Below are 23,702 nucleotides of genomic sequence, written 5' to 3'. Positions count from 1 at the left end.
ATTCTGACGACAGGTCAGATCCCCATGGAACGGTCAAGAATTCGTTAGTACGCCAAAGCATCGGAATAGTTGCCCCGGCGCACGGGGTTCACCCTGCACGTATCCCGCACGCGGATCACTGCTCCCGTTTCCCCTTCCGGCCTGGAGGCCCCACGCGATGACGCACTCGACGACCGAACAGCCCGTCCGGAGGGCGAGCGGCGCGATCGTGCCGGTACTGGCCTTCGCGGGCATCGTGGTCGCGGTGATGCAGACCCTGCTCGTCCCGGTCATCAAGGACCTGCCGGAGCTGCTGGGCACCGCACCCAGCAACGCCACCTGGGTGCTGACCTCGACCCTGCTCGCGGGAGCGGTGGCCACCCCGATCATGGGCCGCCTCGGCGACCTGTACGGCAAGCGGCGGATGCTGCTCGCCAGCCTGGCCGTGATGGTCGTCGGCTCGCTGATCTGCGGTTTCACCAGCGAACTGCTGGTGATGATCGCGGGCCGCGCGCTCCAGGGCTTCGCGATGGGCGCCATCCCGCTCGGCATCGGCCTGATGCGCGACGGTCTGCCCCGCGAGAAGCTCGGCTCCGCGATGGCCCTGATGAGCTCCTCGATCGGCGTCGGCGGCGGGCTCGCCCTGCCGGTCGCGGCCCTGGTCGCCCAGCACGCCGACTGGCACGCCCTCTTCTTCCTCTCCGCGGCCCTCGGTGTCGTCTCGATCGTCCTGACCCTCGTCTTCGTGCCCGAGTCCCCGATGCGCGCCCCCGGCTCCTTCGACGTGCTCGGCGCCCTCGGACTCTCCGTCGGGCTCGTCCTCTTCCTGCTGCCGATCACCAAGGGCAGCGACTGGGGCTGGACCTCCGGCACCACGCTCGGCCTGTTCGGCGCGGCGGCCGTCGTCCTCGTCCTGTGGGGCGTGATGGAGCTGCGCGTCAAGGCCCCGCTGGTCGACCTGCGCACCACCGCCCGCCGCTCGGTGCTGTTCACCAACCTGGCCTCGATCATGGTCGGTGTCGCCTTCTACGCCGTCTCGCTCGTCCTGCCGCAGCTCCTCCAGCTGCCCACGTCCACGGGGTACGGCCTCGGCCAGTCGATGGTCGTCGCCGGTCTGTGCGTGGCGCCGCTCGGCCTGACGATGATGTTCACCGCCCCCGTCTACGCCCGCCTCTCGGCGAAGTACGGCCCCAAGGTCACCCTGATCATCGGCATGCTGATCATCGCCGTCGGCTACGGCGCCGGCCTCGGCCTGATGAGCGCCGCCTGGCAGACCATCGTCGTCTCGGTGGTCCTGGGCGCGGGCATCGGTCTCGCGTACTCCTCGCTCCCCGCGCTGATCATCGGCTCCGTGCCGGCCTCGGAGACCGGCGCCGCCAACGGGCTCAACACCCTGATGCGCTCCATCGGCACCTCGGTGTCCAGCGCCGTCATCGGCATGGTGCTGGCCAACACCGCGCACCACGTCGGCGGCGTCGCCGTCCCGACCCTGCACGGCTTCCGGGTGTCCTTCATGATCGCGACCGGCGCGGTGGCCGTCGGTCTGCTCATGGCGCTGTTCCTGCCCGGACAGCGCCGGGCGACCAAGCCGCAGCTGCGCGCCAGCAGCGAGGAGGACGCCGCTCTGGAGCGGGCGCACGAGGTGCTCGGCGGCTTCCGCGGACGCGTCCTGGACGCCACGGGCGCCCCGGTGGCCCGGGCGAAGGTGACGCTGATCGACCGCCGCGGACGCCAGGCCGGCGCCACGCTGTCCGGCGGGGACGGCGGCTACGCGCTGGCCGTGCCCGCCGAGGGCGCGTACGTGCTGGCCGCCAGGGCCGAGGGCCACGGCCCGCTGGCCTCCTCGGCGACCCACGCCGGCGACGACCGCCCGGTCGAGGTGGACCTCGCCCTGCCGGGTGAGAACGCGGGCGTCCCCGCCTGACCGTCGCGGACCTCGTTCCCCGTCACCCCCGCCGCCACGAGCGACGGGGGTGACGCGCGTCGGGGCCCCGGGGACGGGGCGCCCGGCGGTCCGCGCGGCGCGTGCGGCACGATGGGGCGCCCAGAGGTTCGTACACGACGGAGGACACCCATGCCCGCGGCACCCAAGCCGGAGATCCTCGCCGCCTTCGAGGCCGCGAAGGGGTTCATGCCCGTCGGCGAGGGGCTGGCGCTGTACGCCGCCGCCGTCGAGGCCGGCCGGCTGGGCCTGCCGCTCCTGGAGGTCGGCACGTACTGCGGCCGCTCCACGCTGCTGCTCGCGGACGCGGCCCGCGAGGCCGGCGTCACCGCGGTCACCGTCGACCACCACCGGGGCAGCGAGGAGCAGCAGCCGGGCTGGGAGTACCACGACCCGGAGACGGTGGACCCGGAGATCGGCCGGATGGACACGCTGCCGACGTTCCGGCGCACCCTGCACCGGGCCGGGCTGGAGGAGCACGTGGTCGCGGTGGTCGGCCGCTCCCCGCAGATCGCCGCCCTCTGGGGGACACCGCTCGGCCTCGTCTTCATCGACGGCGGCCACACCGACGAGCACGCCGGCGGCGACTACGAGGGCTGGGCGCCCCATGTGGCCGACGGCGGCCTGCTGGTCATCCACGACGTGTTCCCGGACCCGGCCGACGAGTTCACCGGCCAGGCGCCGTACCGCGTCTACCTCAGGGCACTGGAGTCCGGGGCCTTCACCGAGGTCTCGGTGACCGACTCGCTGCGCGTCCTGCGGCGAACGGGAGCAGGGATCTGAGCTCGCGATTAGAGTCGCTGACGTGTCGTACGCAGGTCCTGACTTCGAGCCGCCCCGTCCACGCCGCTCCCGGCGCGGTCCGCTGACCGTCGCCGTCGCCGCGCTGGTGCCCGGCGCGCTGGCCGGCTGGCTGGTGTGGCAGGCGGTGGGCGACTCCGGGGACGGCTCCCGCGAGGCCGGGCCGTCGGCCACCTCGTCCTCGCCCGCCGTGTCCGCGGCGCCGCGGTCGCCGACGGCGTCCGGGAAGGGCGACGGCAAGGGGCGCGACGGTGACGAGCCGTCGTCCACGCCCACGGCGTCCGCCTCGCGGCCCGCCGCGTCCGGCCCCCTCAAGGGCAAGGTCGTCGTCATCGACCCGGGCCACAACTCCGGCAACTTCCGGCACACCGCCGAGATCAACCGCCAGGTGGACATCGGCACGAACCACAAGGAGTGCGACACCACCGGCACGTCGACCAACGCGGGTTACACGGAAGCCACGTTCACCCTCGACGTCGCGCGCCGGATGCGCACGCTGCTCCAGGAGCAGGGCGCCACGGTCGAGTTCACCCAGGACGGCGACCGGCCGTGGGGCCCGTGCGTCGACGAACGGGCCCGGATCGGCAACAAGGCGCACGCCGACGCGGTGGTCTCCGTGCACGCGGACGGCTCGGCGGCCGGCAACCGCGGCTTCCACGTGATCCTTCCCGGGTCGGTGCACGCGGGTGCCGCCGACACCCGTCCGATCGTCGCCCCCTCGCGCGACCTCGGCGAGCGGATCGCGGGCAACTTCGTACGCGTCACGGGCAGCGCGCCCTCCAACTACGTCGGCGGCGGCACCGGACTCGTCACGCGTGAGGATCTCGGCGGTCTCAATCTGTCAACGGTTCCCAAGGTGTTCATCGAGTGCGGCAACATGCGCGATAGCAAGGACGCGGCACTGCTCACCAGCGAGACCTGGCGGCAGAAGGCAGCACGGGGGATCTCTGAGGGAATCGTGAGTTTCCTGCGCGGGTAGGGATCGGTCCACCGGTCCCGGCGGACACCCTGATCGGACGGGCGATAGTGTCGTCCCTACGATGAGGGCCACCCCCGCGCTTTCCACCGCGGCCTGACGGCGACATGGTGACAGCGATGCCTCCACCGATGACGACGAGACGACTACGAAGGACCTGAAGTGAATATCCGCTCCCTCACTAGAGGCGACGGCGTGGTGATCGGAGCAGCGGTACTGCTGTTCGTCGCCTCGTTCCTCGACACGTTCGACGGCTCCGGAAGCAACATCCCCAACGCCTGGGACAACCTGGGCCTCGTGATGAGCATGTACGTCGGCGGCATCGTCGGTGCGGCACTGATCGTTCTCGCCCGGGGGCTGCCGCAGCAGCGCAAGGTCGTCGGGCTGGACCTCGGTCAGCTCGGGGTGGCGCTGGCGCTGTTCTCCGCGTGGACCGCGTTCTGGACGATCATCGACCCGCTGGGCGCGTTCGACGATCTCGACGCCGGGGTCGACGTCGGCGCCGGGCTCATCCTCGGTCTGATCGCCGCCCTGGTCCTGGCCGCCGCCGCGATCGCCACGCCGCTCGTGCCCGCGCTGAGCGCCGCCCTGGTCGGCGCGCCCCGCCCGGCCGCGCCGCAGCCCTACGGCGGTCAGCCGCAGGGCGGTTACGGCTACCCGGGTGCCCAGCAGCCGGGCCAGCCCTACGGCCAGCCGCAGCAGCCCCAGCCGCCGCAGTCGTACGGAGGCCAGCCGCAGGGCGGCCAGCCGCAGGCGCCGCAGGCCCCGGCCGCGCAGCAGAGCGTCGGGGACTTCTCGCCGTTCTGGTTCGCCGTCCCGGTGGCCCGCCCGCTGTACGCGGAGGACGGTTCGCCGACGCCGATCGCCGAACTGGCGCCGGGCACCTGGTACCTGGCCGTCGAGCAGCGCGGCCCGAGCCTGGTGGCGCAGACGCAGGACGGCCGCCGTGGCGTCCTTCAGGACACGACGGGCATCCAGCGCGGCTGACGCACCCGCTTCACGCACGGCCCCTCGCCCTTCCGGGCGGGGGGCCGTTGTCGTACAGTCGCCCTCCGAAAGCTTTCTGACGTACCGTCACATTTACTATGCCTGAACACAACTGACTGAACATCAGAGCACCGGCCTCCTGGAGGGGACATGCGGCTCGGTCTCGCACTCGGCTACTGGGGCCGCGGTCCCTCGGCGGACCACCTGCCGCTGGCGCGGGAGGCGGAGCGGCTCGGCTACGACTCCGTGTGGACCGCCGAGTCCTGGGGGTCCGACGCGTTCACCCCGCTCACCTGGATCGCCGCCCACACCTCCCGCATCCGGCTGGGCACCGCCGTCGCGCAGATGGCCGCCCGCTCCCCCACCACCACCGCCATGCACGCCCTGACGCTGGACCACCTCTCCGGCGGACGCGTGCTGCTGGGCCTCGGACTGTCGGGGCCGCAGGTCGTCGAGGGCTGGTACGGCCGCCCGTTCCCGAAGTCGCCGCTGACCGCGACCCGCGAGTACGTGGACGTCGTGCGCCAGGTCCTTGGGCGCGAGGCCCCCGTCGCACTCGACGGACGCTTCCACGGCCTGCCCTACCGCGGGCCGGACGGCACCGGCACCGGGAAGTCGCTGAAGCCGATCACGCACCCCCTGCGGGCCGGACTGCCCGTGCTGCTGGGGGCCGAGGGGCCGAAGAACATCGCGCAGACGACCCGGATCGCGGACGGCTGGCTGCCGCTGTACTGGTCGCCGCTGCGGACCGAGGTCTACGAGTCCTCGCTCGCCGGGGCGCCCGACGGCTTCATGGTCGCCCCGATGGCCCGCGCCGCGGTCTGCGACGATGTCGCCGAGGGACTGCTGCCGGTCAAGGCGATGCTCGGCTTCTACATCGGCGGCATGGGGCACGCCGCCCGCAACTTCCACGCCGACCTGATGGCCCGCATGGGCTTCGCGGAGGAGGCCCGGCGCATCCAGGAGCTGTTCCTCGCCGGGCGCCGCGAGGAGGCGGTACGGGCCGTGCCGGACGCCTTCGCCGACGAGATCTCACTCGTCGGACCGCGCGAACGCATCGCCGAACGGCTGGAGTTGTGGCGCAAGGGCCCGGTGACGGACCTGCTGCTGCTGTCGCCGGACCCGCACACGCTGCGGGTGTTGGCGGAGCTCAACTCCTGAGGCGGGCCGGGGCGCTCGTTCAGCCGCCGGACAGCTCGGACGTCGACGGCACCTTGTCCGTGACCTCGGCGCCCGCGCTCTTCCCGGCTTCCTTCACCTTGTTGATGACGTCGTCGAAGGAGCCGGCCGCCGCGTCCGCCGCGTCCCCCTTGCGCAGCTTGGCGGGCAGGTCCTTCAGCGCGTCGATGCCCGCGGTGAGGGGGGCGACGGCCTTGGCGAGCGTGGGATCGCCCTCGGCGTTCTTGCGGGCCGCCTTGAGCCGGTTGTACGTGAAGGCGCCGGCCAGCCCCGCCTTGATCAGGGCGGTCCTGCGGCCGTTCGCGCCCTTCTTGAACGTGCCGGCCCGCCAGGGCTTCACGATCCACTGGTAGGTGGCGCCCGCCGCGAGTCCCGCGTTCGCCACGAAGCGCGTCTTGGCGAACTTCTGCTGCTCCGCGGACCCGGTGGGGCTCGGGGTCGCCGAGGCGGTGGCCGTGTCGTCGTCCGAGCCGCCGCACCCGGTCGCGCCCACGAGCAGGGCGCAGGTGAGGGTGAGCGCGAGGAGCAGGCGGCGTACGGGTACGGGCTGCGGCACGGGGTCCTCCGGATTGAACTGCCTCCCGGGGCCCGGGAGTGCACGGCTCTTGTGGCAGCCTCACCCCGTCCCGACGACGGCGCCACCTGGGCGTATCCGTCCGGGTGCCGGGCCCGTCATCCTCCAGGTTTCAGACAGGGATTCGGGGCCATCAGAAAGTCATGTCCCCTCGATATCGCAACGGTTCCAACCAGGCGGGGACGGTCATCGCGATCGTCGCGGACATCATGGCCGTCATCCTCGGTCTCTGGATCCTGATGTATCTCCTGGACGCGAACCGCGCCAACGACCTGGTGCAGTTCGTACACGACGTGGCGGCCTGGCTGGCCGGCTGGTCACGTGACCTGTTCACCTTCGACGAGGCATGGGCCCGCGTGGTCGCGGGCTACGGTCTGGCAGCCGTCGTGTACCTGTTCATCGGGCACGCGATCGCCAACCGTATGCACCGGCACTGATTTACCCGGTCCGGTGACCGGAGGCCGGCTCGCGGACGGTTCACCGCCGTCCGCGAGCCGGCCTTCGCGCGTCCGGGGGCCCGGCTACGGGCAGCAGTCCGGGTCCAGGCCGACCGGGAGGCGTTCGCCGCCGAAGACGGCGCAGGTCGGCTCGTCGCCGCCGAGCGCGGCCACGGCGAGCAGCAGGGAGCCGGCCGTCCAGCTGGTCAGCTCCTCGGGCCAGACGGCGCCGTCCTCGAAGACGTAGCCCGTCCAGTACAGGCCGGTCTTCGGGTCGCGCAGGTGCTGGATGGACTGGAGGATCTCCAGGGCGCGGTCGGACTCCCCCACCACCCAGAGCGCCAGGGCGAGTTCGGCGGACTCGCCCCCGGTCACCCACGGGTTGGGGACGACGCAGCGGACGCCGTACCCGGGGACCACGAACCGGTCCCAGCCCTCCTCGATACGGGACTTGGCCTCGGCGCCGGTCAGCGCGCCGCCGAGCACCGGGTAGTACCAGTCCATCGAGTAGCGGCCCTTGTCGAGGAACCGCTCGGGGTGCCTGCGGATCGCGTGCCGCAGCGCGCCGACCGCCAACTCCCAGTCGGGCTGCGGTTCCTCGCGCTGCTCGGCGACGGCCAGCGCGCAGCGCAGGGCGTGGTGGATCGACGAACTCCCGGTCAGCAGGGCGTCGTCGACCGGGGTGCCGTCGTCCTCGCGCTTCCAGCCGATCTGCCCGCCGGGCTGCTGGAGGGCCAGTACGTACTCCACGGCCGCGTAGACCGCGGGCCACATCCGGTCCAGGAAGGTGTCGTCGCCGGTGGCCAGGTAGTGGTGCCAGACGCCGACGGCGATGTACGCGCAGAAGTTGGTCTCCCGGCCGCGGTCGGTGACGTCCTCGGCATCCCCGTCGGCGTACGCCGCGAACCAGGAGCCGTCCTGGTTCTGGTGGCGGGCGAGCCACTCGTAGGCGCGCTCGGCGGCCTCGTGCTCGCCGGCCGCGTCGAGGGCCATCGCCGCCTCGGTGTGGTCCCACGGGTCGAGGTGGTGGCCGCGGAACCACGGGATGGCCCCGTCGGGGCGCTGCACCGCGAGGATCCCGCGCACCGTGGCGGCGGCCTCGTCCGCGGTGAGGACCCCGGGCAGGACGAGGTGCTCGGTCCTCGGCGTCGTCACGAAGCGTCCACCGCGGCGGCGTCGGCGGGCAGGTGGGGCTTGGTCGCGTACGCCACGAAGCTCTTGCCGATCAGCGGGTTGAGCGCCTGCTCGGCGACCCGCGTGGCCAGCGGCTTCTTCATGATGTCCCAGACCAGCAGCTTGTGGTACGCCCGCACGGGCAGCGCCTTGTCGTTGTCGACGCCGAACGCGCACTTGAGCCACCAGTACGGCGAGTGCAGGGCGTGGGCGTGGTGGGTGCCGTACGGCCGCAGGCCCGCACCGCGCATCTTGGCCAGCAGCTCGTCCGCCTTGTAGATGCGGATGTGGCCGCCCTCGACCTCGTGGTAGGCGTCGGACAGCGTCCAGCAGACCTTCTCGGGCCCGTAGCGCGGGACGGTGATCGCGATGCGGCCGCCGGGCTTGAGGACCCGGACCATCTCCGCGAGGACGCCCTTGTCGTCGGGGATGTGCTCCATGACCTCGGAGATGATCACGACGTCGAAGGACTCGTCGGGGAAGGGCAGCGCGAGGGCGTCGCCCTCCATGGCCGTGGCGGTGGCGCCCGCCGGGGCCTCCCCGGCCTCCTTCATCGCGGCGAACCACTTGGCGACCTCGCGGATCTCCTCGCCGTTCTGGTCCAGCGCGACGACCTGGGCGCCGCGCCGGTAGCACTCGAACGCGTGCCGGCCGGCCCCGCAGCCGAGGTCCAGGACGCGGTCGCCCGCGGCGAGCGGGAACCGGGAGAAGTCGACGGTCAGCACGTGGCCCTGCTTTCGCGTTCGAGGGTGTCAACGGGGGGCACGGAAGCCGCGCCGGGCGCTACGGCGGCCGGGACGGGATCCGCGGCGGCGAGGGGGCCCGGCGCCGCTCCGGCGGCGTCGGCGATCGCCCGGCGGTAGCGGGCCACGGTGCCCTCGGCGGCCCGGGCCCAGGTGAAGTGCCGCAGCACCCGCTCCCGGCCCGCGCGGCCGAGCCGGGCGCGCAGCGCTGGGTCGCCCAGCACGCGGTTCAGGGCGGCGGCGAGGGCGCCCGCGTCACCGGGCGGCACCGCGAGGCAGGTCTCGCCGTCGCGGCCCGCGACCTCGGGGATCGCGCCGCCGGTGGTGGCCACGAGCGGGGTGCCCGTCGCCATGGCCTCGGCCGCGGGCAGCGAGAACCCCTCGTACAGGGAGGGCACGCAGGCGACCTCCGCGGAGCGCACCAGGTCGACCAGCTCCGCGTCCGAGATGCCCTTGACGAACTCGACGCAGCCCTCCAGCCCGTACCGCTCGATGGCCTGGGCGACGGGGCCGTCCTCGGCGCGCCTGCCGACGACGACGAGGTGGGCGCCCGGGTGCTCGGCGCGCACCTTCGCGAGCGCCTCCACCAGGAAGACCAGGCCCTTGAGGGGGACGTCGGCGCTGGACGTCGTGACGATCCGTCCGGGCACCTGCGGCACCGAGGGATCGGGCGAGAAGAGGTCGGTGTCGGCGCCGATGTGGACGACGTGGATGCGGTTCTCGCGTACGCCGAGGTGGTCGACGATCTCCTGGCGCGAGGTGCCGGAGACGGTGAGCACGGACGGCAGGCGGCGCGCGACGCGCTTCTGCATGCGGGTGAAGGCGTACCAGCGGCGGACGGAGGCGCGCCGGCGCCAGCCCTCGGCGGCGTCCAGCTCCAGTCCGCGGTCCACGGTGATGGGGTGGTGGATGGTCGTCACCAGCGGGGCGCCGACGTCACCCAGCAGCCCGTACCCGAGGGTCTGGTTGTCGTGCACGACGTCGAAGTCGCCGCGGCGGGCGCGCAGATGGCGGCGGGCGCGCAGCGAGAAGGTCAGCGGCTCGGGGAAGCCGCCGGTCCACATGGTGCCGACCTCGAGGGCGTCGATCCAGTCCCGGTACTCGTCGCGCTTCGGGGTGCGAAAGGGGTCCGGCTGGCGGTACAGGTCGAGGCTGGGCAGCTCGGTGAGGGAGAGTCCGCGCAGGTCCTCGCCCTCGTCGAGCACGGGGTAGGGCTGCGAGCCGATGACCTCGACACGGTGGCCCAGCCGGGCGAGCTCGCGGGAGAGGTGCCGGACGTATACGCCCTGGCCGCCGCAGAACGGGTTCCCCTTGTACGTGAGGAGCGCGATGCGCAGGGCTCGGCCGCCGTCGGCGGCCTGGTCCTCCTGGGGACCCGCCTCCATGGCCTCAGCGGTCACTTACGGCCCCCTTCTCCCTGCACTGTCCCGCGAGATTACGCCGGGACGCTAATCTAGAACAAGTTTCAGACTTGATCGTTCAAGGAGCATTGAATCTACCGGCAGGTAGGGCCGGTGTGAGCGGTGGATCAGGTGATTCACGCCACGACGACGTGGCCCGGTCGACCGACTCGCGCAGGCAGCCGCCCTGTTCGGGCGGAGCCGAGAGCTTGGGGAATGTCCGGCGTCCTGCCATGCTGACTCCTCGCTCCCCCTCGCTGAATGTCATGGAACGGGACTTATGCCTGCGGAAGCCAAGGCGGAAGCCACCACCGCGCGGGATGCCGCGCGGTCCGCGAGCCCGCGCGCCGCCGCGCAACCGGCCTCGCCCCCGCTCACCGAACGGCAGGAGGCGCGCCGCCGGCGCATCCTGCACGCGAGCGCGCAGCTGGCCAGCCGGGGCGGCTTCGACGCGGTGCAGATGCGCGAGGTCGCGGAGTCCTCGCAGGTCGCGCTGGGCACGCTGTACCGCTACTTCCCGTCCAAGGTGCATCTGCTGGTCGCCACGATGCAGGATCAGCTGGAGCACATGCACGGCACCCTCCGCAAGAAGCCGCCGGCCGGGGACACCGCGGCGGAGCGGGTCGCGGAGACGCTGATGCGGGCCTTCCGGGCGCTCCAGCGGGAGCCGCATCTCGCGGACGCCATGGTCCGCGCGCTGACCTTCGCGGACCGCAGCGTCAGCCCGGAGGTGGACCAGGTCTCCCGCCAGACGACGGTGATCATCCTGGACGCGATGGGGCTGGACGACCCCACCCCCGAGCAGCTGTCCGCGGTCCGCGTCATCGAGCACACCTGGCACTCCGCCCTCATCACCTGGCTCTCGGGCCGCGCCTCGATCGCCCAGGTGAAGATCGACATCGAGACGGTCTGCCGGCTGATCGACCTGACGGAGGTCAGGGGACCGCACTCGGGGTGACGTCGCTGCGGGGCGGGGTGACGCACGTGGCGGGAAGGGCTCACTCCTCGGGCGGGAACACGGGTTCGCCCGAGGTCAGCAGCGTGATCGTGATGGCCTCGACCGGGCAGCTCTCGGCCGCCTCCAGGACGCGTTCGTCGGCGTCGGTGTCCGGGGTGGCGGGGTGGGACTGCCGTCCGGCGTCGAGGCGGAAGGCGTCCGCCGCGAGGTGGGTGCACTGGGCGGAGCCGATGCACACGGAGCGGTCGACCTCGACGTGCCAGCGGTCGCCCATCTACGCCTCCCAGCCGGCGGGCAGGTGGATCATCTTGTGCTCCAGGTACTCGCCGTAGCCCTCGGGGCCGAACTCCCGCCCCAGACCGGAGTTCTTGTAGCCGCCGAAGGGGCCGAGCATGTCGAGGCTGAAGGTGTTGACGGAGTAGGTGCCGGTACGCACCCGGCGGGCCACGTCGATCCCGTGCTCGACGTCGGCGGTCCAGACGCTGCCGCTGAGCCCGTAGTCCGAGTCGTTGGCGATCTTCACCGCCTCGCCCTCGTCGCCGTACGGGAGCAGGCAGATGACCGGCCCGAAGATCTCCTCGCGGGCCACGCGCATGGAGTTGTCGACGTCGCCGAAGAGGGTGGGTTCCACGTACCAGCCGCGCTCCAGGCCCGGTGGACGGCCGCCGCCGGTGAGGATCTTGGCGCCTTCCTCCTGGCCGATGCGGATGTAGTCGAGGCTGCGCTGCTGCTGGCGCCTGGCGACCAGCGGGCCCACCTGGGTGGCCGGGTCGAGCGGGTCGCCGACGACCAGCGCCCCCGCGGCCGTCGCGAAGGCGTCCGCGAACTCGTCGTAGCGCGAGCGCGGTACGAGGATGCGGGTCTGGGCGACGCACGCCTGGCCGTTGTTCATCCAGGCCGCCGAGACGATCCCGGGGACGGTGGTGTCGAGGTCGGCGTCCGGCAGCACGACGGCCGCCGACTTGCCGCCCAACTCCAGCGTGACGCGCGTGAGATGGCGTGCCGCGACCTCCATGACGCGCCGGCCGGCGGCGACCGAGCCGGTGAAGGAGACCTTGTCGACGCCGGGGTGCCCGACCAGGTACTCGCTCACCTCGCGGTCCGCCGGGAGGATCGACAGGACCCCCTCGGGCAGGCCCGCCTCCCGCGCGATCTCGCCCAGCAGGTAGGCGTCCAGGGGGGATTCGGGTGACGGCTTCAGCACTACGGTGCAGCCGGTCAGCAGGGCGGGCGCGAGTTTCGCGGCGGCCACGAACTGGGGCACGTTCCACGGCGCGACGGCCGCGACGACGCCGACCGGCTCGCGCCGGACGAGGATCTTCCCGAGGACGCCGTCGCGCGTCTCCTCGTACGTGAAGTCCCGGGCGACGGTGATCGCCGCGTCCCAGACCATCATCGCGCCGAGTGCCTGGGCGAGGACGCTCCAGGAGTACGGGGAGCCGTTCTCGGAGGAGATGACGCGGGCGATCTCCTCGTGCCGCACGGCGATGCCGTCCTTGATGCGGGAGACCACCTCGATCCGCTCGTCGAGCGTCATGCGCGGCCAGGGCCCTTCGTCGAACGCGCGGCGCGCGGCGGCCACGGCCCGGTCGACGTCCCCCGCGCAGGCGTGCGGGACGCGCCCGATGACCTCCTCGGTGTGGGGCGAGACCACCTCGATGACGTCCTCGCCCAGGGGGTCCGTCAACTCCCCCCCGATGAACAGCTGTCCGTGTTCCACGAGCTCGGTCATGGCGACTGCCTCCCCGGAGGACGCTCTCTGACGAGTCATCAGATACGAGAACTGATACCAGTTCCGGTCCGCGGAGTCCACGGAACGCACGTGGCCGTGGACTCCCGGGGCGAAAGCGGCGACGGGGCGGTCGACTTGGGCTCCCATTGGAACTGGTTCTAGTTATAGTGACGGGAACACGGCGATTGGTGGAAGCCCATGGCGCAGGTGACCGATCACGGCGGGGGCGTACGGTCGATCAGGGTGCCCATCCCGGACAACCCCCTCGGCCACACGCTGGTGTACGTCGTGGACACCGACCGCGGGCCCGTCCTGATCGACACGGGCTGGGACGACCCCGCCTCCCTCGACGTCCTGGCCGCCGGGCTCGCCGCCTGCGGCACCTCCGTCGCAGAGATCCACGGCGTGGTCGTCACCCACCACCACCCCGACCACCACGGTCTGTCCGGCGCCGTGCGCGAGGCGTCCGGCGCCTGGATCGCGATGCACGCGGCGGACACCTCGGTCGTCCGGCGGATGCGCGAGTACCGGCCCGAGCTGTGGTTCACGTACATGGCGGACAAGCTCGCGGCGGCGGGCGCGCCCGAGGAGCACGTGGCGCCGCTGCGCACCGCCCGCCCCCGGGCGCTGCCCGGCCTCTCCCCCGCGCTCCCCGACCGCGAGATCGTCCCCGGCGACCTGCTCGACCTCCCCGGACGCCGGCTGCGCGCGATCTGGACGCCCGGCCACACCCCGGGCCACGTCTGCCTTCACCTGGAGGAGGACCACCCGGCACGGCTCCCGGGCCGCGGACGCCTCTTCTCCGGCGACCACCTGCTGCCGGAGATCACCCCGCACATCGGACTGTACGAGGACCCGGACGACGCCACCGTCACCGATCCGCTCGGCGACTACCTCGACTCCCTGGAGCGGGTCGGCCGGCTCGGCCCCGCCGAGGTGCTCCCCGCCCACCAGTACGCCTTCACCGACGCCTCCGAGCGCGTACGGGCGCTGCTCGGCCACCACGAGGAGCGGCTCACCGGGCTCCTCGCGCTGCTCCGCGTCCCGCTCACCGCCTGGCAGCTGGCCGAGCGCATGGAGTGGAACCGCCCCTGGGACCGCATCCCGTACGCCTCCCGGAACATCGCGGTGTCGGAGGCCGAGGCCCACGTCCGGCGGCTGGTGAAACTGGGCCGGGCGCAGACGGTACCGGGGAGCGATCCCGTGACGTACGTGGCCGTCTGACCGCCGGGCGGGGACGGCCCGGCGGCGGTCAGCGCGTCCCGGCCGTCGCGTAGGCCAGGCCCCGGGCGTACGGCATGGCGCGTCCCTCCCCGTACGCCCGCTCGTAGGCCGTGTCGCCGATCTCGCCGCGGATCCGGGCCTCGTGGGCGCGGCGGGTCGCCCTGAGGTCGGGCGAGTCCATGTGGGCACGTCCGGTCAGCTCCCAGACCCGCGCGCCGACGCCGAGGAGGCGGGCCGCGCGTTCCCCGTCGCCGGCCGCGACGAGGGCGGCGGCCAGCGCGTCCAGGGACATGGCCGCGCCGACGGTGTTGTGCAGGCGGGCGTGCCCGGCGAGCGCGGTGCGGGCGTTGCGGACGGCCGCGTCGACGTCGCCGCGCGCCAGATCGGTCTGGGCCAGGAAGCAGTCCGCGAACGCCCCGGCCCAGCTCTCGCCGTGCGTCACCGAGGCGGCGCGCACCTCCTGGGCGACCGAGCGGGCGTCGTCGTAGCCGCCGCCCAGCAGATGGGCGAAGGACAGCGCGAGGCGGACCTGGAGCTGGGCGGCGCCGAGCCCGTCCGCCCGGACGGGAAGCCGGTCCGCCGCGGAGAGCACCTCGACCGCCTCGCGGAGCCGACCGCTCAGGGCGAGTTGCCCGCCGGTCACATAGGCGGCGGCGACCACGGCCACCGGGTCACCCTCTTCCCGGGCCAGGTCCGCGCACCGCGCCGCCCAGCCGGCCGCCTCCTCAAGGTCGCCCTGGAGGAGGGCCACGGCGCCGCGGGTCCACAGGGCGCGGACGCGGACGGGGCCGGCGGCGGGGTGGCCGGCGGCCCGGTCGGCGGCGAGCGCCTGGTCCAGGCAGTGCTGGGCGTCGCGCAGATGGCCGCAGTGGCGCCAGAGGAAGCCGACGTCGGCGGCCATCTCCAGGGTCCGGCCGTCGGGTTCGGCGAGCGCGCAGTCCAGGGCGGTGCGCAGGTCGGCGTGCTCGTCGAGGACGCGCTCGCACCACGGGACCTGGCGTCCGGTGTTCCACTCGGCGCAGCCGCGGCGGGCCAGCGCCCGGTAGTGGTCGCGGTGCCGCCGCCGTACCGCGGGCTCCTCGCCGAGCGCGCGGAGCCAGTCGGCGCCGAACTCCCGGACGGTGTCCAGGAGCCGGAAGCGGGCCGGGTCGGTGCGGTGGCGCACCACGATGGACTGCTCGACGAGCCGGTCCAGCAGCGCGCCGACCCGTCCCGCGGGCAGCGGTCCGCCCGCGCACACGTCCTCGGCGGCGGTCGCGCGGAAGCCGCCCGCGAAGACCGAGAGCCGGGCCCACAGCAACCGCTCCGGGGGCGCGCACAGTTCGTGGCTCCAGCCGATGGCCGTGCGCAGCGTCCGGTGGCGCGGCGGGCCCGCGTCCCCGGTCGGGGTGGACAGGTCCAGCCGGGAGGGCGGGCGGCGTTCGACGAGCCGGCCGTGCAGTTCCTCGACGGAGAGGTCGGCGAGGCGGGCGGCGGCCAGTTCGATGGCGAGGGGGATGCCGTCGAGGCGGCGGCAGACGGCGGTGGCGGCGGCGCGGCTGCGGTCGTCCAGGACGAAGGCGGGGTCGGCCGCGGCCGCGCGGTCGGCGAAGAGTTCCACGGCGTCGTCCTTCACCGGCAGCGGCTCCAGGCGCAGCACCCGCTCGCCGGGCAGGCCGAGGGGTTCGCGGCTGGTGACGAGGACGCGCAGTCCGGGCAGGGCGGACAGCAGGGTCCCGGCGAGGGCGGCGCAGTCCGCGAGGACGTGCTCGCAGGAGTCCAGGACGAGCAACAGCCGTTTGTCACGGGCCCATTGCGCGAGCACGTCGGTGACCGGTGCCGTCGACCGGTCGGCGAGGCGCAGCGCCTCCACCACGGCGAGGCCGACCAGTCCCGCGGTGTGCAGCGGGGACAGCTCGACCAGCCAGACGCCGTCCGGGTACGCGTCCGGGGCGGCGCGGCCCGCGGCCCGCAGGGCGAGCCGGGTCTTGCCCACCCCGCCGGTCCCGACGACGCTCACCAGCCGTCCGGCGTCCACTCCGGGGTCCAACGCCCGGTCGAGCCACTGGAGTTCGGCACGCCTGCCGACGAAGCTGCGGGTCTCGGGCGGGAGGTTGCCCGGTCGGTCACCGTTCGATGGCTGGGACACACGGCACAGTGTGACGAGAGCAGTCCCACACCGCGCACGGCTCACCGAACTCGGACACAAAGCCCTGATGTGCCGCCACTTCCCGGCACATTCCAAAGAGATGCGATCAACCCCCTGTTGGTCGGAGGGTGACGGGCGATAGTCGTAGATCGTCGGAGGATGACCGCGAGGGAGCAGGGGCAATGGATGACCGCCAGGGACGCGGGCCGCACGGACGCACGTGAGAGGAGCCCGCGCCTGCCGGCCGCGCCGCTGGCCGTCTGCCTGCTGATCGCGGTCCCCGACCTGCTCTTCGACCAGGTCCCCTCCCTGATCACGATGCTGCTCATCGCCCCGCTGACGGCCTGCGTCCGGCTCGGACCGCGGTCCACCCTGCTGGTCTGCTGCTGCTCGGCGGCCCTGGGACTGGTCATGGGCCTCGCCGAGGAGGTGCCGCCCCTGGAGCTGACCGTGCGCTGGAGCGGACTCGTGCTCGGCTGCGCCCTGACCGTGTACGCGGCCCGGCAGCGCGAACTCCTGGACCGGATGCTGGTCCAGGCCCGCGAGGTGGCCCGGGTCACCCAGGAGGCGATCCTGCGGCCCATCTCGAAGAACCTGGACGGGACGCAGGTCTGCACCCGCTACCACTGCGCCGCCCTGGAGTCGACGGTCGGCGGGGACCTGTACGACGTCGCGATGACGCGGTACGGACTGCGGGTCCTCGTCGGTGACGTGCGCGGGCACGGCCTGGACGCCCTCAGGCTGACGGCCGACACCATCACCGGATTCCGTGAACTCGCTTACACCGCACCGGACCTGACGGTGCTGGCGGAGGGCCTCGACGCCCGGCTCGCCCCGGAACTGGGCCCCGAGGACTTCGTCACCGCGGTGTTCGCCGAGTTCGCGCCCGGCGAGGTGCGGCTGGTCAACTGCGGCCATCCGGCGCCGCTGCGCTCCGGCGACCGCGTCGAGCTGCTCGAACCCGGGGTGCCCAGCACGCCGTTGGGGCTGGCGCCCGAGACGCGTCAGTACCGCGTACGGCTCCAGCCCGGCGACCGGCTCCTCCTCTACACCGACGGCCTGACCGAGGCCCGCGACCCGGACGGCAACGCCTTCCCGCTGCTCGGCGAGGCCGCGCTCGCCCTGCGCGAGCCCCTGCCCGACGACGCCCTGCACGCGCTCTACACCCGGCTGACCACGCACACCGGGGGCGCGCCCGACGACGACCTCGCCCTGGTCCTGTGCCAGCCGCTGGAGTCGACGGTCCCCGCGCGCACGCCCTGACCCTGCGCACGCCCTGCCCCGGCGCGCGCCGTGCCGCGCGTCCCGGCGTCAGGCCACCGGGGTCCGGTTCGCCGCGTCCGCCTCCGGCCGGAACCGGGCGGTCTCCCCGTCGTCGCCGTGGCCCGCGACCTTCCGGGCCGCCCGTGCCGGCCCCGCCCACGGGGTCCGCACGGGCGGCCCACGGGCGCCTGGCTACGGGCCGGTAGAGTGAGCGCGTCGTCATCACACCCGTACGGGGGGAAGCCGGTGCAATTCCGGCGCTGACCCGCAACCGTGAACCGTCCGCCGGACGGTGAGCCGGATCGCCTCGCGCGGGACGTGACCGGCTCGCGCCATCGGCAGCCCGCCGCTGGCCGGCACCGTCGAGGGATACGGAGCCGGAGCCACCCGGTACTCCAGCGTGCCCGGTGCTGCCCGGCTCCCCGCAGGGAGAGTCATGATTGTTCGCCGCAGCGCCGCGGTACTCGCCGTCACCGCCGTGATCGGTACGGCGGCCGCATCCGCCGCCCTCGCCGACGACTCGTCCCCGTCCGCCTCACCGTCCCAGGCGCTCCCCTCCGGCCTCTACGGCTCCGCCGACCCCACCTACGACGGGGTCTGGCGGCAGTCGCTCACGCTGCTGGCCCAGCACACCACCGGGGTGAAGCCCGCCGTGAAGGCCGTCGACTGGCTGACCGGTCAGCAGTGCGCGAACGGCGCCTTCGCCCCGTACCGCGCCGACGCGTCCGCGAAGTGCGGCGCCAAGACGATGGTGGACACCAACAGCACGGCCGCCGCCGTGCAGGCGCTCGCCGCGCTCGGCGGTCACGACGCGGAAACGGACAAGGCCGTGGCCTGGCTGAAGTCCGTCCAGAACAAGGACGGCGGCTGGGGCTTCGCCGCGGGCGGGGCCAGCGACGCGAACTCGACGTCCGTGGTGATCGGCGCCCTGGCCGCCTCGGGCACCGCGCCCGGCGACACCGCCAAGGACGGCAGGTCCCCGTACGACGCCCTGCTGAAGCTGTCGGTCCCGTGCGACGAGGACGGCGGCGGCGCCTTCGCCTACCAGCCCGACAAGAAGGGCGCCCTCGCGGCCAACGAGGACGCGACGGCGGCCGGCGTGCTCGGCGCCCTCGGCAAGGGGTTCGCGGCGAAGGCCGGCAAGGCGGCGGACGGCGCCGACTGCGCGGACCCGAAGAAGCTCACGCCCGGGGACGCGGCCCGCAACGGCGCGGCCCACCTCGCCGGCGCCCTGCGCGGCACCTCGCACCTCACGTCGGCGATGCCCGGCGCGAAGGACCAGCCCGACCACGGCAACACCGCGGACGCGGTCGTCGCGCTCGCCGCCGCGGGCCGGACCGAGGACACGAAGAAGCCGCTGGCCTGGCTGGAGAAGAACTCAGGCGCGTGGGCCGCGAAGTCCGGTCCCGCCGCGTACGCCCAGCTGATCTTCGCGGCGCACGCCACCGGCACCGACCCGCGCGACTTCGGCGGGACCGACCTCGTGGCGCGGCTCGCCGCGACCGGCCCCGCGCCCCAGTCCGCCGGCCAGACGGACGCCCCGGGCGAGAAGAAGAAGGACGGCGACGAGGAAGGCGGCCTCGGCGTGTGGTGGATCGTCGGTGTCGGCCTGGTCGCCGGTATCGGCGTCGGCTTCCTGATCAGCGGCCGCAACAGGAAGCGCCAGCCGTGACCCGGCGCGGTGCCGCCGCCGTCCTCGCCGTGCTGCTCCTGGTGCTCGGCGGGGCCGGGCAGGCCCAGGCCGTCGGCTACCGCTACTGGTCGTTCTGGGACCTGAGCGGCGGCTCCTGGACGTACGCCACGCAGGGCCCGTCGACCGCGCGGCCCTCCGACGGCGACGTGCAGGGCTTCCGGTTCGCCGTGAGCGAGGACTCCTCGCGCGCCACGAAACCGCGTACGAAGCCGGACTTCGACGCCGTCTGCGGCGGGACGCCCGCCCGCGACGGCAGGAAGCGGATCGCGCTCGTCCTGGACTTCGGTACGGCCGCGGACGCGCCGTCCGGGCAGACGCCGCCGCGCGCCCGCACGGCCTGCGCGCGCGTCGGCACCGACGCGACGACGGCCGACGCGCTCGCCGCCGTCGCCAAGCCGCTGCGCTACGACACCAACGCGCTGCTGTGCGCCATCGCGGGCTACCCGCGGACGGGCTGCGGCGAACAGGTCGCGGCCGGCGACCCCGACTCCTCGGCACGGCCGCGGTCCGCGTCCGAGTCCGGTTCGGGGGGCTCCGGCCCCTCGGCCGGCGTGCTCGCGGGCCTCGCGGCGGTGGCGGCGCTGGGGGCGGCCGCGATATGGCAGGCCCGGCGCCGCCGGCACTGAGCGAGGTGGCACCTGTGACGACGGACGAGAACCACCGTCCCGCCCCGGCCGAGGACCGCCGTCCCCCGGGACGGGGCGGGCCCCGCCGCGAGCCCGGTGAGCGCTTCCCCGGCTCCGTGCCCCGGCGCCGCCGCCCGTTCACCGTGGAGGCGAACCGCGGCAACGCCCTCCACCCGGGCGCCTGGTGGATCTGGGCCCTGGGCCTGGGCACCGCCGCCTCCCGCACCACCAACCCCCTCCTGCTCGGCCTGCTCGTCGGCGTGGCCGGCTATGTCGTGGCCGTCCGCCGCACCGACGCGCCCTGGGCCCGCTCCTACGGCGCGTTCATGAAGCTGGCCCTCGCCGTGCTGGCCGTGCGCCTGGTGTTCGCCGTGTTCCTCGGCTCGCCCATCCCCGGCGAGCGGGTCCTGGTCGCGCTCCCCGAGGTCCCCCTGCCGGACTGGGCCGAGGGCGTGCGCATCGGCGGCGACGTCACCGCCGAGGGACTGGTCTTCGCGCTGTACGACGGCCTCAAACTGGCCACGCTGCTGTCCTGCGTGGGCGCGGCGAACGCCCTCGCGAACCCGGCCCGGCTGCTCAAGTCGCTGCCGGGCGCGCTCTACGAGGCGGGCGTCGCCGTGGTCGTCGCGCTGACGTACGCGCAGAACCTGATCACGGACGTCCAGCGGCTGCGGGCGGCCCGGCGGTTGCGCGGGCGCCCTGACCGGGGTCTGCGCGGTCTGCTCCAGGTCGGACTGCCCGTTCTGGAGGGCGCGCTGGAGCGCTCGGTCGCGCTGGCGGCGGCGATGGACGCGCGCGGGTACGGGCGCACCGCCCAGGTCCCGGCCGCCGTCCGCCGCACCACGTCCGCGCTCACCCTGGGCGGGCTGCTCGGCGTCTGCGCGGGAACCTACGGAGTGCTGACCGCGGAGGGCGGGACGTACGGGCTGCCCGTGCTCGTCGCCGGGGTGGCCGCCGCGCTCGGCGGCCTGTGGCTGGGCGGACGCCGTACGCTGCGCACGCGCTACCGGCCGGACGCCTGGGGCCCGCGGGCCTGGCTCGTCTCGGCCTCCGGGGTCGCGGTGGCCGCGCTGATGGTCGTGGCCGGCTCGCGGGACCCGGCGGCCCTGCATCCCGGCGTCGTCCCGCTGACCGCACCCGCCCTCCCCTTGTGGCCCGCGGCGGCGATCCTGCTCGGGCTGCTGCCCTCCGTCGTCGCCCCCACCCCCAAGGAGTCCTCATGATCCGCTTCACGGACGTCTCGGTGACGTACGAGGGGGCCGCGGAACCGGCCGTCCAGGGGCTGGACTTCGAGGTCCCGGAGGGTGAACTGGTGCTGCTGGCGGGCCCGTCCGGGGTCGGCAAGTCGACGGTGCTGGGCGCGGTCGGCGGTCTGGTCCCGCACTTCACCGGCGGCACCCTGCGCGGCCGGGTCACCGTCGCCGGGCGGGACACCCGCACGCACAAGCCGCGCGAACTCGCGGACGTCGTGGGCACGGTGGGCCAGGACCCGCTGTCCCACTTCGTCACGGACACCGTCGAGGACGAACTCGCTTACGGCATGGAGTCGTTGGGGCTCGCCCCGGACGTGATGCGGCGGCGGGTGGAGGAGACGCTGGACCTGCTGGGTCTGGCCGACCTGCGCGACCGTCCCCTTCTCACCCTGTCCGGCGGCCAGCAGCAGCGGGTCGCCATCGGCTCGGTGCTGACGCCGCACCCCCGGGTGCTGGTCCTCGACGAGCCGACGTCCGCGCTGGACCCCGCCGCCGCCGAGGAGGTCCTCGCCGTCCTCCAGCGCCTCGTCCACGACCTCGGGACGACGGTGTTCCTCGCGGAGCACCGGCTGGAGCGGGTCGTGCAGTACGCGGACCGCGTGGTCCTGCTGCCCGCCCCGGGGGCCGCGCCCGTCCTCGGCACCCCGGCCGAGGTGATGGCCGTCTCCCCGGTGTACCCGCCGGTGGTGGAGCTGGGCCGCCTCGCGGGCTGGTCGCCGCTCCCGCTGACCGTGCGCGACGCCCGCAGGACGGCCGGGGCGCTGCGCGAACGCCTCGCGACGCGCACCCCGGCACCGGTGCCGGCGCCGGGCACGGCGCGGCATCCCGGGCCGGCCGGGACTGCGGCCCGCCGCCCCCGGTTCGCGCTCAGGCGCGCGCCGGTCGCCGCCGCTCCCCCGGCCACGGCCGCCGTCGAGGGCCTCGCCGTCCGTCGGGGCCGGGCCGAGGTGCTGCGGCAGGTGGACCTGACGGCCGCCCCGGGCGAGACCATCGCGCTGATGGGCCGCAACGGCGCGGGGAAGTCGACCCTGCTCGCCGCGCTGGTCGGGCTGGTCGAACCCGCCGCGGGATCGGTACGGGTCGGCGGGGCGGTGCCGCACCGCACCGCCCCGCGCGACCTCGTGCGCCGCGTCGGACTCGTACCGCAGGAACCACGGGACCTGCTGTACGCGGACACGGTGGCCGCCGAGTGCGTGGCGGCCGACCGCGACGCGGGCGCCGAACCGGGCGGCTGCCGGGCGCTGGTGCGCGAACTGCTGCCGGGCATCGAGGACGGCACGCATCCGCGCGACCTGTCCGAGGGCCAGCGGCTGGCCCTCGCGCTGGCCGTCGTCCTGACGGCGCGCCCCCCGCTGCTGCTGCTCGACGAACCGACCCGCGGCCTGGACTACGCGGCGAAGGCCCGCCTGGTCGCCGTGCTGCGCGCCCTGGCGGCGGAAGGCCACACGATCGTGCTGGCCACGCACGACGTGGAGCTCGCCGCCGAACTGGCGCACCGGGTGGTGATCCTCGCCGACGGCGAGATCGTCGCGGACGGTCCCACGGCCGAGGTGGTCGTCGCCTCCCCGTCCTTCGCCCCGCAGGTGACGAAGATCCTCGCCCCCGAGCGGTGGCTCACCGTCGCCCAGATACGGGAGGCCCTCGCGTGAGCGGATCCCCGTCCACCGGCCGGCCGCGGCCCCGCGCCGTCCGCCTCGGCCCGCGCTCGGTCGCCGCCCTCGTGCTGGTCGGCGCGGTGGGCGTCGGCGGGTTCGGCTGGCCGCTCCTCGCGGACCCCGGCGCCCAGGTGAACGCGCACAGCCAGGACGCGCCCTGGCTCTTCGCCGTCCTCCTCGTACTGCTGGTCGCCGTCGTCGCGGCGACGATCTCCGAGTCCGGCCTCGGTCCCAAGGCGGTCGCCATGCTCGGCGTGCTGGCCGCGACCGGTGCCGCGCTGCGGCCGATCGGCGCCGGGACCGCCGGGATCGAGCCGATGTTCTTCCTGCTGGTGCTGAGCGGGCGGGTGCTCGGGCCCGGCTTCGGCTTCGTCCTCGGGGCCGTGACCATGTTCGCGTCGGCCCTGCTCACCGGCGGTGTCGGTCCGTGGATGCCGTTCCAGATGCTCTCCATGGGCTGGTTCACGATGGGCGCCGGGCTGCTGCCCGCCCCCGACCGGCTGCGCGGCCGGGGCGAGCTGGCGATGCTCGCCGCCTACGGCTGCCTCGCGGCGGTCGCGTACGGGACGGTCATGAACCTCGCGGGCTGGCCGTTCCTGCACTCGATGGCCTCCAGCGTCGCCTTCGACCCCCACGACCCCGTCCACGAGAACCTCGTACGGTTCCTCACCTACTGCCTGGCGACCTCGCTCGGCTGGGACCTGGGCCGGGCCGTGGTGACCGTCGCCCTGACCCTCACCGTGGGCGGTCCCCTGCTGCGGGCGCTGCGCCGGGCCACCCGCCGGGCCGCCTTCGAGACCCCGGTCACGTTCGAGCCGTGATGGCGTGCGGTGCGCGTCACACGCGCCGGTCGCAGCGCGTCATCCGCGCGCACGCTCCGTGAGACCGGGCGTGAGGCGGCCCACAGGACCTTGGTCCTCAACTAACCCGGGTCGTAGCCGCCAGTGGTGACATGTACCCGACGCCCAGGGCGCTGACC

At 74.0% G+C, this 23,702-nt stretch carries 21 protein-coding genes; 14 read left to right on the top strand and 7 right to left on the bottom strand.

Annotated elements, in window-relative coordinates; genetic code table 11:
- Positions 1-157 precede the first annotated feature (157 nt).
- The 5 genes from ACZ4VA_RS03455 to ACZ4VA_RS03435 all read left to right on the top strand — a co-directional run bounded on the left by ACZ4VA_RS03455 (position 158) and on the right by ACZ4VA_RS03435 (position 5,846).
- Positions 158-1,903: an MFS transporter gene (locus ACZ4VA_RS03455; protein ID WP_355791210.1), complete on the top strand. Its 1,746-nt coding sequence runs from the start codon at positions 158-160 to the stop codon at positions 1,901-1,903.
- 150 nt (positions 1,904-2,053) lie between these two features.
- Positions 2,054-2,704: a class I SAM-dependent methyltransferase gene (locus ACZ4VA_RS03450; protein WP_355791207.1), complete on the top strand. Its 651-nt coding sequence runs from the start codon at positions 2,054-2,056 to the stop codon at positions 2,702-2,704.
- A 22-nt stretch (positions 2,705-2,726) separates the two neighbouring features.
- Entirely contained in the window at positions 2,727-3,701 is a 975-nt protein-coding gene (locus ACZ4VA_RS03445; RefSeq protein ID WP_388903568.1) for an N-acetylmuramoyl-L-alanine amidase, read from the top strand.
- Positions 3,702-3,860: 159 nt separating this feature from the next.
- Positions 3,861-4,685, top strand: a complete 825-nt coding sequence (locus ACZ4VA_RS03440) for a hypothetical protein (protein WP_356168208.1) — start codon at positions 3,861-3,863, stop codon at positions 4,683-4,685.
- 150 nt (positions 4,686-4,835) lie between these two features.
- Positions 4,836-5,846 carry an LLM class F420-dependent oxidoreductase gene (locus tag ACZ4VA_RS03435; protein ID WP_402382005.1) on the top strand — a complete coding sequence of 337 codons (1,011 nt, stop codon included), beginning with the start codon at positions 4,836-4,838 and terminating at the stop codon, positions 5,844-5,846.
- A gap of 19 nt (positions 5,847-5,865) precedes the next feature.
- Here ACZ4VA_RS03435 and ACZ4VA_RS03430 read toward each other — a convergent pair whose 3' ends face one another.
- Positions 5,866-6,420, bottom strand: coding sequence for a hypothetical protein (locus tag ACZ4VA_RS03430; protein ID WP_468079485.1), 555 nt, complete (start codon positions 6,418-6,420; stop codon positions 5,866-5,868).
- Between the two features lie 161 nt (positions 6,421-6,581).
- Between ACZ4VA_RS03430 and ACZ4VA_RS03425 the strand changes: the two genes are divergently transcribed.
- Positions 6,582-6,875 (top strand): hypothetical protein, encoded by a 294-nt coding sequence (locus ACZ4VA_RS03425; protein WP_355784178.1) that lies wholly within the window; start codon positions 6,582-6,584, stop codon positions 6,873-6,875.
- An 84-nt stretch (positions 6,876-6,959) separates the two neighbouring features.
- On the opposite strand, the gene ACZ4VA_RS03420 is transcribed toward ACZ4VA_RS03425, so the two are convergent.
- From ACZ4VA_RS03420 to ACZ4VA_RS03410, 3 genes are read right to left on the bottom strand one after another with little or no spacing between them, the layout of a single operon-like run.
- Positions 6,960-8,030, bottom strand: coding sequence for a prenyltransferase (locus ACZ4VA_RS03420; RefSeq protein WP_355782045.1), 1,071 nt, complete (start codon positions 8,028-8,030; stop codon positions 6,960-6,962).
- Positions 8,027-8,773: a class I SAM-dependent methyltransferase gene (locus ACZ4VA_RS03415; RefSeq protein WP_355782042.1), complete on the bottom strand. Its 747-nt coding sequence runs from the start codon at positions 8,771-8,773 to the stop codon at positions 8,027-8,029. Before ACZ4VA_RS03415 ends, ACZ4VA_RS03420 begins: the two co-directional genes overlap by 4 nt.
- Positions 8,767-10,191: a glycosyltransferase family 4 protein gene (locus tag ACZ4VA_RS03410; protein ID WP_468079482.1), complete on the bottom strand. Its 1,425-nt coding sequence runs from the start codon at positions 10,189-10,191 to the stop codon at positions 8,767-8,769. Before ACZ4VA_RS03410 ends, ACZ4VA_RS03415 begins: the two co-directional genes overlap by 7 nt.
- A 280-nt stretch (positions 10,192-10,471) precedes the next feature.
- On the opposite strand from ACZ4VA_RS03410, the gene ACZ4VA_RS03405 reads away from it, so the two are divergent.
- Complete coding sequence (locus ACZ4VA_RS03405) at positions 10,472-11,149, top strand: TetR family transcriptional regulator (protein ID WP_355788503.1); 678 nt, start codon at positions 10,472-10,474, stop codon at positions 11,147-11,149.
- Positions 11,150-11,189: 40 nt separating this feature from the next.
- Here the strand turns inward: ACZ4VA_RS03405 and ACZ4VA_RS03400 are convergent, their stop codons facing one another.
- Both ACZ4VA_RS03400 and ACZ4VA_RS03395 read right to left on the bottom strand, forming a co-directional pair.
- Positions 11,190-11,423, bottom strand: a complete 234-nt coding sequence (locus tag ACZ4VA_RS03400; RefSeq protein WP_468079480.1) for a ferredoxin — start codon at positions 11,421-11,423, stop codon at positions 11,190-11,192.
- Complete coding sequence (locus tag ACZ4VA_RS03395; protein ID WP_355788509.1) at positions 11,424-12,881, bottom strand: aldehyde dehydrogenase; 1,458 nt, start codon at positions 12,879-12,881, stop codon at positions 11,424-11,426. It abuts the gene before it with no gap.
- A 198-nt stretch (positions 12,882-13,079) separates the two neighbouring features.
- On the opposite strand from ACZ4VA_RS03395, the gene ACZ4VA_RS03390 reads away from it, so the two are divergent.
- Complete coding sequence (locus ACZ4VA_RS03390) at positions 13,080-14,105, top strand: MBL fold metallo-hydrolase (RefSeq protein ID WP_468079477.1); 1,026 nt, start codon at positions 13,080-13,082, stop codon at positions 14,103-14,105.
- Positions 14,106-14,133: 28 nt separating this feature from the next.
- Here the strand turns inward: ACZ4VA_RS03390 and ACZ4VA_RS03385 are convergent, their stop codons facing one another.
- Positions 14,134-16,233 (bottom strand): ATP-binding protein, encoded by a 2,100-nt coding sequence (locus tag ACZ4VA_RS03385; protein WP_452924909.1) that lies wholly within the window; start codon positions 16,231-16,233, stop codon positions 14,134-14,136.
- Between the two features lie 186 nt (positions 16,234-16,419).
- Between ACZ4VA_RS03385 and ACZ4VA_RS03380 the strand changes: the two genes are divergently transcribed.
- The 6 genes from ACZ4VA_RS03380 to ACZ4VA_RS03355 all read left to right on the top strand — a co-directional run bounded on the left by ACZ4VA_RS03380 (position 16,420) and on the right by ACZ4VA_RS03355 (position 23,544).
- The gene (locus tag ACZ4VA_RS03380) at positions 16,420-17,496 is read left to right on the top strand and encodes a PP2C family protein-serine/threonine phosphatase (RefSeq protein WP_356168224.1); all 1,077 of its coding nucleotides are present in this window, start codon (positions 16,420-16,422) and stop codon (positions 17,494-17,496) included.
- Between the two features lie 436 nt (positions 17,497-17,932).
- Positions 17,933-19,168, top strand: coding sequence for a prenyltransferase/squalene oxidase repeat-containing protein (locus tag ACZ4VA_RS03375; RefSeq protein WP_356168227.1), 1,236 nt, complete (start codon positions 17,933-17,935; stop codon positions 19,166-19,168).
- On the top strand, positions 19,165-19,815 hold the full coding sequence (locus ACZ4VA_RS03370) for an SCO2322 family protein (RefSeq protein WP_468079474.1): 651 nt from the start codon (positions 19,165-19,167) through the stop codon (positions 19,813-19,815). Before ACZ4VA_RS03375 ends, ACZ4VA_RS03370 begins: the two co-directional genes overlap by 4 nt.
- Positions 19,816-19,829: 14 nt before the next feature.
- Complete coding sequence (locus tag ACZ4VA_RS03365; protein WP_468079472.1) at positions 19,830-21,038, top strand: CbiQ family ECF transporter T component; 1,209 nt, start codon at positions 19,830-19,832, stop codon at positions 21,036-21,038.
- Positions 21,035-22,717, top strand: coding sequence for an ABC transporter ATP-binding protein (locus ACZ4VA_RS03360; protein WP_389389453.1), 1,683 nt, complete (start codon positions 21,035-21,037; stop codon positions 22,715-22,717). Before ACZ4VA_RS03365 ends, ACZ4VA_RS03360 begins: the two co-directional genes overlap by 4 nt.
- Positions 22,714-23,544 carry an ECF transporter S component gene (locus ACZ4VA_RS03355; RefSeq protein ID WP_356241773.1) on the top strand — a complete coding sequence of 277 codons (831 nt, stop codon included), beginning with the start codon at positions 22,714-22,716 and terminating at the stop codon, positions 23,542-23,544. The genes ACZ4VA_RS03360 and ACZ4VA_RS03355 overlap by 4 nt, the downstream gene beginning before the upstream one ends.
- The last annotated feature ends 158 nt before the right edge of the window (positions 23,545-23,702 follow it).

The organism is Streptomyces sp. NPDC028308 (genome assembly GCF_055565855.1).
Note: the sequence above shows the minus strand (reverse complement) of the source record. Positions and strands in the feature narration are given on the sequence as shown.

What these genes read in the sequence shown, in the direction of transcription:
- ACZ4VA_RS03455 (WP_355791210.1), top strand. Translation starts at nt 158, where the DNA reads ATGACGCACTCGACGACCGAACAGCCCGTCCGGAGGGCGAGCGGCGCG.
- ACZ4VA_RS03450 (WP_355791207.1), top strand. Translation starts at nt 2,054, where the DNA reads ATGCCCGCGGCACCCAAGCCGGAGATCCTCGCCGCCTTCGAGGCCGCG.
- ACZ4VA_RS03435 (WP_402382005.1), top strand. Translation starts at nt 4,836, where the DNA reads ATGCGGCTCGGTCTCGCACTCGGCTACTGGGGCCGCGGTCCCTCGGCG.
- ACZ4VA_RS03425 (WP_355784178.1), top strand. Translation starts at nt 6,582, where the DNA reads ATGTCCCCTCGATATCGCAACGGTTCCAACCAGGCGGGGACGGTCATC.
- ACZ4VA_RS03405 (WP_355788503.1), top strand. Translation starts at nt 10,472, where the DNA reads ATGCCTGCGGAAGCCAAGGCGGAAGCCACCACCGCGCGGGATGCCGCG.
- ACZ4VA_RS03400 (WP_468079480.1), bottom strand. Translation starts at nt 11,423, where the DNA reads ATGGGCGACCGCTGGCACGTCGAGGTCGACCGCTCCGTGTGCATCGGC.
- ACZ4VA_RS03395 (WP_355788509.1), bottom strand. Translation starts at nt 12,881, where the DNA reads ATGACCGAGCTCGTGGAACACGGACAGCTGTTCATCGGGGGGGAGTTG.
- ACZ4VA_RS03390 (WP_468079477.1), top strand. Translation starts at nt 13,080, where the DNA reads ATGGCGCAGGTGACCGATCACGGCGGGGGCGTACGGTCGATCAGGGTG.
- ACZ4VA_RS03380 (WP_356168224.1), top strand. Translation starts at nt 16,420, where the DNA reads ATGACCGCCAGGGACGCGGGCCGCACGGACGCACGTGAGAGGAGCCCG.
- ACZ4VA_RS03375 (WP_356168227.1), top strand. Translation starts at nt 17,933, where the DNA reads ATGATTGTTCGCCGCAGCGCCGCGGTACTCGCCGTCACCGCCGTGATC.
- ACZ4VA_RS03360 (WP_389389453.1), top strand. Translation starts at nt 21,035, where the DNA reads ATGATCCGCTTCACGGACGTCTCGGTGACGTACGAGGGGGCCGCGGAA.